The organism is Kitasatospora sp. NPDC001261, assembly GCF_042896795.1.
Classification (GTDB): Bacteria; Actinomycetota; Actinomycetes; order Streptomycetales; family Streptomycetaceae; genus Kitasatospora.
Map to the genome: position 1 here is coordinate 117490 of NZ_JBIAXP010000032.1, position 10151 is coordinate 127640.

8 protein-coding genes are annotated in these 10151 nt (G+C 74.5%); 5 read left to right on the forward strand and 3 right to left on the reverse strand.

What is annotated here, in order from left to right:
• Positions 1-71 precede the first annotated feature (71 nt).
• The gene (locus ACFY4B_RS34695) at positions 72-1706 is read left to right on the forward strand and encodes an amidohydrolase (RefSeq protein ID WP_387974582.1); all 1635 of its coding nucleotides are present in this window, start codon (positions 72-74) and stop codon (positions 1704-1706) included.
• Between the two features lie 217 nt (positions 1707-1923).
• The gene (locus tag ACFY4B_RS34700) at positions 1924-3303 is read left to right on the forward strand and encodes an erythromycin esterase family protein (protein WP_387974585.1); all 1380 of its coding nucleotides are present in this window, start codon (positions 1924-1926) and stop codon (positions 3301-3303) included.
• A gap of 124 nt (positions 3304-3427) precedes the next feature.
• On the opposite strand, the gene ACFY4B_RS34705 is transcribed toward ACFY4B_RS34700, so the two are convergent.
• Positions 3428-4645, reverse strand: a complete 1218-nt coding sequence (locus tag ACFY4B_RS34705; RefSeq protein WP_387974588.1) for an amidohydrolase — start codon at positions 4643-4645, stop codon at positions 3428-3430.
• A 178-nt stretch (positions 4646-4823) separates the two neighbouring features.
• Between ACFY4B_RS34705 and ACFY4B_RS34710 the strand changes: the two genes are divergently transcribed.
• Together ACFY4B_RS34710 and ACFY4B_RS34715 are read left to right on the forward strand one after the other, a co-directional pair.
• A complete protein-coding gene (locus ACFY4B_RS34710; RefSeq protein ID WP_049651645.1) occupies positions 4824-5315 on the forward strand; it encodes an HPP family protein in 492 nt (163 codons plus the stop codon).
• Between the two features lie 381 nt (positions 5316-5696).
• The gene (locus ACFY4B_RS34715) at positions 5697-6617 is read left to right on the forward strand and encodes a LysR family transcriptional regulator (RefSeq protein ID WP_387974591.1); all 921 of its coding nucleotides are present in this window, start codon (positions 5697-5699) and stop codon (positions 6615-6617) included.
• Positions 6618-6808: 191 nt separating this feature from the next.
• Here the strand turns inward: ACFY4B_RS34715 and ACFY4B_RS34720 are convergent, their stop codons facing one another.
• Together ACFY4B_RS34720 and ACFY4B_RS34725 are read right to left on the reverse strand one after the other, a co-directional pair.
• Positions 6809-7579 carry a GNAT family N-acetyltransferase gene (locus ACFY4B_RS34720; RefSeq protein ID WP_387974594.1) on the reverse strand — a complete coding sequence of 257 codons (771 nt, stop codon included), beginning with the start codon at positions 7577-7579 and terminating at the stop codon, positions 6809-6811.
• Positions 7580-7632: 53 nt separating this feature from the next.
• Positions 7633-8433 carry a crotonase/enoyl-CoA hydratase family protein gene (locus ACFY4B_RS34725; protein WP_387974597.1) on the reverse strand — a complete coding sequence of 267 codons (801 nt, stop codon included), beginning with the start codon at positions 8431-8433 and terminating at the stop codon, positions 7633-7635.
• Positions 8434-8596: 163 nt separating this feature from the next.
• On the opposite strand from ACFY4B_RS34725, the gene ACFY4B_RS34730 reads away from it, so the two are divergent.
• Positions 8597-9931 carry a PLP-dependent aminotransferase family protein gene (locus ACFY4B_RS34730; RefSeq protein ID WP_380781338.1) on the forward strand — a complete coding sequence of 445 codons (1335 nt, stop codon included), beginning with the start codon at positions 8597-8599 and terminating at the stop codon, positions 9929-9931.
• The last annotated feature ends 220 nt before the right edge of the window (positions 9932-10151 follow it).

Here is a 10151-nt window from a genome sequence, read left to right on the forward strand (position 1 = left end):
CCCAGCTCTCCCAATCCCCTCAAGCCCCGCCGACACCACGCCCCCCACCCCGAAGCACCACTGGAGTCGAAGTGCGCACCTCCCTGGTCCTCCTCTCCGCCCGTCTGCTCGACCCCGCCTCCGGCGGCTTCCTCCCGCAGACCGCCCTCGCCGTCGTGGACGGCCGGATCGCCGCCCTCGGCGACGACCGCACCGTCCGCGAACTCGCCGACCCCGCGACCACGGTGATCGACCTCAAGGGCGCCGTGGTCACCCCCGGCCTGGTGGACGGCCACCTGCACCCGGTCACCGGCGCCGAGCTCACCCAGGGCCTGGACCTCTCCGGCTGCACCGACCTGGCCGGCGTCCGCGCCGCCCTCGCCGCCGAGGCCGGACGCCTCGCCCCCGGCGCCTGGCTGCACGCCTGGGGCCTGGACCCGAACGTCTTCGGTGACCGCCCGGTGGAGTCCGCCGCCCTCGCGCCCGTCCTGGACGGCGTCCCGGCGCTGCTCCAGCTCTTCGACGCCCACTCCATGCTCGCCAGCCCGCGCGCCCTGGAGCTGGCCGGCGTGGACGGCCCGCGCCGCTTCGACCAGGCTGCCGAGGTGGTCTGCGACGCCGAGGGCCGCCCCACCGGCCTGCTGCTGGAGGACGCCGCCTGCGAGCTGGTCGAGCGCGCCGCCCCGCAGCCCACCCGCGCCGAGCGCCGCGACCGCCTGGCCGCCGCGCTGCGCGCCATGGCCGCCGCCGGCCTCACCGGCGGCCACGCGATGGACGCCAACGGCGACAGCCTCGACCTCTACACCGAGCTGGACGAGGCCGGCGAGTTGCCGCTGCGGCTGCGCGTCGCCCCCTGGTGCCAGCCCGGTGTGGACGCGGACGGGCTGCGGGCGCTGATCGGGCAGCAGGGCCGGGGCGGTCGGCTCTGGCGGGTGGACGGCGTGAAGCTGTTCATGGACGGCACGATCGACAACGGCACGGCCTGGCTGGAGCACCCGGACTGCCACGGCGAGTCCACCCACGCCTTCTGGCCGGATCCGGCGCACTACACCCGCGTCGTCCGGGAGCTGCACCAGGCCGGGGTGCCGACCGCCACCCACGCGATCGGCGACGCCGCCGTACGGCACGCCCTGGACTCGATCGGGGCGGCGGCGGACGGGGGGACGACGCACGGGGCATCCCCCGTCCGCCACCGGATCGAGCACATCGAGACCGTTCCGGACGCGGTGGTTCGGCGCTTCGCCGAGCTGGGCGTGGTCGCCTCCATGCAGCCCACCCACTGCTGCGACTTCACCCGGGCCGACCACACCGACAACTGGTCCCGCCGCCTCGGCGAGGAGCGGGCCGACCGCGCCTGGCGCTGCCGGGACCTCTGGGACGCGGGCGCCACGGTCGTCCTCGGTTCGGACTGGCCGATCGCCCCCTACCCGCCGCTGGGCGTCATGGCGGGCGCCCGCCACCGCCGCCCCACCCGCGACCTGAGCCAGGCCCCGCACAACCCCGGCCAGGCGCTCACTGCCCTGGAGGCCCTGCTGGCGATGACCGCCAACGCCGCCCACGCGGCCGGCGAGGAGCAGCTGGCGGGCCGGATCACCGTCGGCCACCGCGCGGACCTCACCGTGTTCGCCGCCGACCCGCTCACCACCCCGGCGACCGAACTGGCGGACCTCCCCGTCCTGTTGACTGTCCTGGACGGCCGACCGACCCACCGCTCCGCCACGCTCTGAACCCTCACCCGGCACCGGCCCCGGCACACCCCCGCGCACGGGTGTGCCGGGGCCGCCCGGGGGTTATCCCCCTGGTCGATCCGGCGGCACTCCTCAGCGCGCCGAAGCCCCCCGGTGATCGACTATTCATTGACCGGCACGTTCGCCGGCGAACCACTCGAACCACCGTGGCCGTTCCGACGGGTTGACGGTTCGACGAATTTGAGGAGCCCCCGAAGTGACCGTACGCAGCGAGAAGCACGGCAAGCCCATCGGTCGACGCGCCCTGCTGGCCGCCACGGCGGCCGTCGCGACCACCGCCCTGCTCGCCCCGGCGGCACACGCGGACCAGCCCGGCACCGACAAGGTGACGAACAGTCAGATATCCACCGTGGTCCGCGAACTGAACGGCCTCGCCCACCCGCTGCGGTCCACCGACCCCGGGGGCCGGAGCACCGACCTGCGTCCGCTCGGCGCGATGATCGGCGACGCCAAGGTGGTGGGGCTCGGCGAGGCCACGCACGGCGCCCACGAGTTCTTCACCATGAAGCAGCGGGTCCTGCGCTACCTGGTCGAGGAGAAGGGCTTCACCGCCTTCGCCCTGGAGACGAGTTGGTCCTCCGGTCTGCGGATCGACGACTACGTCCAGGGCCGCACCGGCGGCGACGCCCGGCAGCTGGTCAAGGAGACGATGGGCAAGTCCCCGTGGGAGCGCCAGGAGTTCGCCGACCTGATCGACTGGATGCGCGACCACAACCGCGAACACCCGCAGCACCCGGTCCACTTCGTCGGCGACGACCTGGACTTCCCCGCCATCGGCGACCAGCTCTTCGACCGGGTGACCTCCTACGTCCGCGAGGCCGCCCCCGCGTCGCTGCCGCGCCTGGAGCAGCTGTACGCCGGGCTGCGCCCGTTCGACGACGCCATCGGCTACATCACCACGCGCCCGCTCGCCGAGCGGCGGCAGAACGCCGCCGTGGCGCAGCAGACCCTGGAGCTGGTCACTGCGGCCAGGGGCGAGGGCGGCGAGGCGTACGACTGGGCGGTGCAGAACGCCCGGAGCATCGCCCAGACCTTCACCTTCACCGCCATGAACCTCGAGGACAACAGCGAGGTGGCCGCGATGCAGAACCTCCGCGACCGCGCCATGACCGACAACACCCTCTGGTGGCAGCGCCGCACCGGCGGGAAGGTGCTGCTGTCCGCGCACAACGGCCACGTCGGCTACCAGAGCAGCGACCCCGAGCTCTACCCCAAGACCCAGGGCTCGTACCTGCGCGACGCCCTCGGCGCGGACTACCTCGCCGTCGGCTTCACCTTCGACCGCGGCTCCTTCCTCACCAAGGACGACCCGTTCGCCGCCGCCTGGAAGACGGTCACCGTCCCGCCGGCCACCGCGGACATGAACGAGTACCCCCTCGACCGGGTCCGCTACCGCGACTACTACGTCGACCTGCGCTCCGCCCCGCCGGCCACCCGGTCCTGGCTGAACACCGCCCGCCCGACCTACGACGCCGGGACGGAGTTCCGCAGCGACCCGCTGCCGCGCCTCGCGATCGGCACGGCCTACGACGCGCTGGTCCACCTCCACGAGACCAGCGCGGCCCGCACCCTCTGAGCATCGTCGCCGGAGCGCCTCTCCGTCGGCACGGGCCGCACAACGCACGGCCGCACGGTCGACGGGGAGGCGCCCGCCGACCGCACCACCGACGGGGAGGCCCTCGCCGGCCGCCGGACGCCCGTCAGCCCGTGAACCGCCCGTCCCGCGCCACCACCCGGCCCGCGCGGACCACCAGCTCACGCGCCGGCAGGTCGATCACCACCTGCGGCAGGCACTCGCCCGTCACCAGCATGAAGTCGGCGGGCGAGCCCGGCTCCAGGGTCACGGCCGGCAGGTCCAGCAGTTCGGCGCCGCCGTCGGCCGCCAGGGCGAAGCAGTCGGCCAGCTGCTCGTCGGTGCGGGCGTCGGTGGTCCAGCCGAGCAGGTGGGCGCGGTGCAGCGGGTCGGCGTTGCCGTACGGGCTCCACGAGTCGCGCACGCCGTCCGAGCCGAGCCCGACCCGCACCCCGTGCGCCCGCAGCTCGCGGAACGGCAGCACCTGGTGGGCCGAGGGCGCCACGGTGGTGAGGCCGACGCCGGACTCGGCCAGCTCGGCGGCGAGGTCGGCGAGCTGGGCGCCCGCCAGCTCCGGGACACAGAAGGCGTGGCTGACGACCACCCGCCCGGCCAGTCCGGCCGCCCTGGTCCGCGCGGCGATCTCGCGCAGCGGGCCGAGGCCGCGCTCGCCCCGGTCGTGCAGGTGGATGTCGAGGCGCAGTCCGTGCTGTTCGGCCAGGCCGAACAGCAGCTCCAGCTGGGCGGGCCCCTCGCCGTCCGGGCCCTCGGCCGGGACGGCGTCGAAGCCCGCCGGGTCGATCCCGCCGATGGCGTCGACCAACCCGCTGGCCGCCGCCTCCGCGAGCAGCGCGCCCGCGCCGGGCGTCCGCCGGACCCCGTGCTGCGGGAAGGCCACCAGCTGGACGTCCAGCGCGCCGGCCAGCCGCTCGCGCGCCTCGGCGAGCCCGGTCACCCCGGCCAGCCCGTACGCGGGCGCCACGTCCACGTGGGCCCGCACGGCGCGGGTGCCGCGCGTCACGGCGTGGCTCAGCAGCCGGTGGGCACGCTCGGCGAGCGGGGTGCGCTGGTGCCGGTGGAGGTCGACGTCGCCCTGCACGTACTCGGGCAGCGAGCCGGCCGGGCGCCGGCTGTACCAGGGCTCACCCCAGGCCGTCTTGTCCGGGTGGATGTGCGCGTCCACCAGGGTGGGCAGGGCGATCCGGCCGCCGCCCTCGACCACCTCCGGCACCGCCCCGGCCGGCACCCGCTCGGCCAGCAGGCCGTCCACGACGATCAGGTCGACGGCCCGGTCGGCACCGTACGGGCGGACGTCCCGGAAGACGGTGACGGAAGGCGTGGTCATGGGCTGCTCTCTCTCGCTCTGGTTCCGCGGCTCGCTCTGGATACCCGGCTCGCTCTGGTTCCCCAGGTGGTCCTGCCCCCTGGACGGAATGTGCCCGACAGGCAAAACGTCCTACCTTTCATTCAACAGTCTGTTTATCATCTCCGGGTCCCCGTCCCTCGTCCGGAGTAGCTCACGCATGTCCACACCACCGCCCGCCGCCACGCCCGGACGGCACCCGCTGCACGCCCTGCGGGCCACCGTCTTCGCCATCGGCGCCCTGCTCCTGCTGGTCGGGGTGGGGGTACTGCTCGACCAGCCACTGCTGATCCCGCCCCTGGCCGCCAGCGCCGCACTGGTGCACGGCGCGCCCGGGCTGCCGATCTCGCAGCCGCGCAACCTGGTCGGCGGGCACCTGATGTCGGCCCTGATCGGCTTCGCCGTCCTCGCCGTCACCGGCAGCACCACCTGGGGCGCGGCCGTCGCCGCCGGGCTCTCGCTCGGCGCGATGATGCTCACCCACCTCTCGCACTCCCCGGCCGCGGCCACCGCCGTGATCGTGGTCCTGCAGGCGCCGCACCCCGTGCCCTTCCTCCCGCTGCTCGTCCTGGCCACCGGGCTGCTGGTCGTGATCGGCCTGCTGCCCGGCCGGATCGGCGGGCACCCGGTCCGCTACCCGGTGTCCTGGTGACGGCCGCGCCGTACTGACCGGCTCTCCACTCTCCCGCCGAACGCCGACGGCCGGGTCATCCGATCGGATGACCCGGCCGTCATCCGTTCCACCCGGTACGGACACCCGCTCCGCCCATACCGAGGCGAGCGCCCCCGGCACGACGCACCCCGAGCATCGGCGCGCCGCCCCTCCGTCGTACATCACCGCTCTTGTAGAGAACTGCTCTCGAACAGATGCGGGTCGACACCCGCCCGCCGCTCCCGCCACAGCGTCCGGAACGCCGACGGGAGCCGCGGGCGGGTTGCCGCCCTGGGCCCTGGTCCGATGATCGATCCCGCGCAACACCCAAGTCAATCCACCGATTTACTGGGACCCCTCCAAGCGATACCTTGGGTCTCTGTGACCATTGACGACCTCCGCGTCTTCGCCGCGGTCTGCCGGGCCGGCTCGCTCAGCGCCGTCGCCCGCGAGCTGAACTGCACCCAGTCCGCCGTCAGCCAGCACGTGAAGCGGCTCGAACGGGAGGTCGGCCTCGCCCTGATCGAGCGCCACCCGCGCGGGGTCGTCCCCACCGCGGCGGGCAGCCTGCTGCGCACGGCGGTCGCCACCGGCCTCGGCGGCATCGACCACGCGCTGCACCGGATCGCCGAACTCTCGCGCGGCGAGGGCGGATCCGTACGGATCACCACCGGGGCCACCAGCATCCGGCACTTCATGTCCGCGGCCGTGGTGGACTTCCGGCGGCGCTTCCCCCGGGTCAGCCTGGAGTTCCAGACCGAGGTCTCCAGCCGCAGCTGCCTGGAGTCGCTCAACGCCGGCCGGGTCGACCTCGCCTGGATCACCCTCGGCGCCCCGGCCCGGGGCATCGACCAGCAGCCGGTGGTCGACCTGCCCTGGGTGCTCGCCGTCACGGCGGGCGACCCGCTCGCCGCCCGGGCCAGGATCTCGCCCGCCGACCTCCAGGACGCCCGGCTGATCGGACTCCCGCAGAACTCCGTCTCCCGCTCCCAGGTCGAGTCCTGGCTGGGGAAGTCGGGCATCCGGCCGGTCTTCGACACCAGCGTCGCGGACTGGGACACCGCGATCCTGCTCGCCGAACTCGGCCTCGGCCACGCCGTCGTCCCGGCCCTCCCCCAGTGGCAGGGCCCCGGCCACCCCGGTCTGCGGCTGCTCCCGCTGCCCGACCTGCCCGCCCTCACCGCCGGGTGGGCCGTCCGGGACTGGGAGAACCTCGGCCCGCTCGCCCGCGCCTTCGCCGACACCGTCGCCGCCCACTGCGGCCGCGAAGCCCGGCCGGCCGTCGATCCGGGGACGGCCTGACCCCGTCGCGCCCCGCCCCCGCCCGTTACCCGGAGCTCGCTGTCCGCAGCGGGGCGAAGTCCTCCGGCAGGACGTCCAGCAGGCCGCGCACGCGGTCCCCCGCCCGCACGGCGTGCGCCGCCTCGCAGCGCAACTGCCTTGGCAGCTCCGGCCGGTGGAGCAGACCGTGCCACCGCCCCGCGCCCCGACCGTCACCGACCGTAGAAGGCGTGACCGCGCCCGATCTCCTCGAAACCCCGGCGGCCGTACCACTCACGCGGCCAGTCCACCGCGTCCGCGAGCAGGAACAGCTGCGGGACACCGGCCTCGGCCGCCAGCGCCAGGCCGGTCGCCAGCAGGGTGTCGCCGTGCCCCGCACCGCGGTACCGCGAACCGGTCACCAGGTCCTCCAACTGGCCCAGCCCGACGGCCGGTTCGAGATAGAGGTCGCTCCAGGCCGCGACCTCGCCGGCCGGCGTCCGAGCGGCCAGGAAGTGCACCCGCTCGGCACCGCGCAGCCGGGCGGAACGGCGGTCGGTGAGCTGCCGGGCGAGCTCCTCGTCCTCGATCCACTCCCGCTGCTGGCGCAGCACCGCCGCCCGCACCTCGGCCAACTCGACGGGGAGTGCGGCCGGTTCGGGCCGCCGGCAGCCGAGCGTCGACCGGGCCAGGACCACCACGCCCTCCCGCTCCCACCCCGCCGCCGCCAGCACCGGGGCGGCCCGCTCGCCCGACTCCGGGTCCAGCACCGTGACGCGGTAGCGGTGGCGGCGCCCCAGCCACCGGGCGGCCAGCTCGGGCAGCACCGCCGGGTCGGTGCCCGGACCCTCGACGATCAGCTGGTTGTGCTCCTCCGATTGACCGAACGCCGCGTCCCGGACGGCGAACACCCCGGGGAACTCCGGCAGTTCGACGGTCTCCGCCGCCTGGCGGCGGGCGAAGGCGGCGCGGAAGGCGGTCACACGGGCGAGTAGATCCGACATCCCGCCATGATCAGCCCCCGGTCGCCCGCCGACAACAACTTTCCGGTACCGCCTCAGGATTCCGCACCGGAGGACGAGCTGCCACCGGAGGACGAGCGGTCCAGGAAGCGCCGGATCCCGTCCCGTACACCGTCCGTCGGCACGGTCGCCGCGAAGGCCGCCGCTTCCACCGCGAGTCCCTCGTCGATCGGCAGGTTGATGCCCCGGGTCACCGCCCGCAGGCAGGCGGCCACGGCGGTCGGCGCGTGCCGGATGATCCGCTCGGCCAGATCCCGTGCGGTGTCCATCAGTTCGTCCGCCGGGACGACCGAGTTGACCAGGCCGATCTCGACGGCGCGGGCGGCCGGGACAGGGTCACCGGTGAGGATCATCTCCAGGCCGCGCTTGCGGCCCACGTGCCGGGGCAGCCGCTGCGAGCCGCCGAAGGGCGGCGGGAAGCCGAGCGAGATCTCGGGCTTCGCGAAGGTCGCGTGCTCGGCCGCGACGGCCAGCGGGGCGGCCTCGGTGATCTCGCAACCACCGCCGAAGGCAAGGCCGTTGACGGCCACGATGACCGGCTTGGGGAACTCCTCGATCCGCCGGGTGAGGGTGTGCCCGCGCCGGACGAACTCGCGCAGCGCCCGCTCGGGCCCGCCCGCGATGCTGGCCGCCAGCGACGGGATGTCGGCACCCGCGCTGAACGCCCGCCCGCCGGCGCCGGTGAGGATCACGGCGCGGACGGTGTCGTCGGCGTCGATCCGGTCGAGCTCGGCGAGCAGCGCGTCGATCGTCGGGTAGTCGAGGGCGTTGAGCTTCTTCTCCCGGTCGATGGTGAGGGTGACGACGTGCCGGTCCCGCTCGCTGCGGATGGTCATGGGCGCGTGCTCCGTTCCTGGCCTCGCTGCTGGATGTGACGAGGCTAGGAACACCGGCCCAGGACAATCCACTTATTGTCCTGGATACACTCCGGTACGCACCCGTCCACGCCTGTGCACGCCCGTGCCCGGACCGTCCACTCCCCGGAAGGGCAGGTGACCCGTGCGACCGCCCTCCTACAAGGCCATCGTCGACGAGTACGCGACCGCCATCCGCTCCGGCGCGCTCCCGGCCGGCACCCGGCTGCCGACCCACCGCACCCTCGCCCGCGAGCGGCGGATCGCCCTCGCTACCGCCACCCGGGTGTACGCCGAACTCGCCGCCGCCGGGCTGGTGGTGGGCGAGCAGGGCCGCGGCACCTTCGTCCGGCTGCGCTCCGGCTACGACGGCCTCGAACCCTCCCGCGCGCTCCCGGTGCCCCGGGTGGCCGACCTCTCCTTCAACCAGCCGCTCTCCCCCGGGCAGGGCGACCAGCTGCGGCAGGCCCTGCGCGCGCTCGCCTCCTCGGGCGACGCCGAGGCCCTGCTGCGCCAGCACCCGCCGGGCGGCCACCGGCACGACCGGGCCGCGGTGGCCACCCACCTGCTGGACCGCGGGATCGACACCGCACCCGAGAACGTCCTGCTCACCAGCGGGGCGCAACAGGCCCTGGACTGCGTCCTGCGTACGCTCACCCGCCCCGGGGACGTCCTCGCCGTGGACGCGCTCGGCTACCCGGGCATCAAACTGCTCGCCGCCGCCCACGGACTGGACCTGGCGCCCGTCCCGGTCACCGCCGACGGCCCGGACCTCGACGCACTCGACCGGCTCTGCCGCACCCGGCCGGTACGGGCGGTGTACACCCAGCCGACCGTCCACAACCCGCTCGGCTGGGTGCTCGCCCCGGCACAGCGCGAACGCCTCGTCCGGCTCGCCGCCGACCACGGCCTCACCCTCATCGAGGACGGCACCTACGCCTTCCTGGAGGCCGCCCCGCCCCCGCCCCTGCACGCCCTCGCCCCCGAACGCACCTGCTACCTGGCCGGCCTCTCCAAGAGCGTGGCACCGGGCCTGCGGTTCGGCTTCGCCGTCCTGCCCGACCACCTGCTCCGGGCCGCCACCACCAGCCTGCGCGCGGCGGCCTGGGGCGCCCCCGGCCTGATCACCGCCCTCGCCACCGGCTGGCTCACCGACGGCACGGTCGCCCGGCTGGAACAGGAACGCCGCACCGACGCCGCCGCCCGCCAGTCCATCGCCCGCACCGCCCTGACCGGCCTGACCACCACCGCCCACCCCACCTCCTACATCCTCTGGCTCACCCTCGAACCCCACCAGCGCCCCGACCACGCAGCCGCCGCCCTGGCCGCCGAAGGCATCCTGATCTCCACCGCCGACGCCTTCGCCACCACCCCCCACCACCCCAACGCCCTCCGCCTCGCCCTCGCCACACCCCCACTCCCCACCCTCCCCACCGTCCTCACCCACCTCCGCACCACCCTCGAAGCCATCGCCCCCTGACCCCCGCACCACCAAAAGGCCGACGGCCCCGACTTCCCACTCCGCCACCACAACCCGGCCATACCGAGCGCCGACAGCACATCAGGCCCCACCCGACCCGCTCTCAGCTTGTTGTTTAACCTCGAGGGTCACTCGACCTGCTGAGATCTCCGGGATCGGGGAGCATGCGACGCGGCCGTTCCCCATGCTTCGAGATGTCGAGTCACGAAGTACGAGGGAA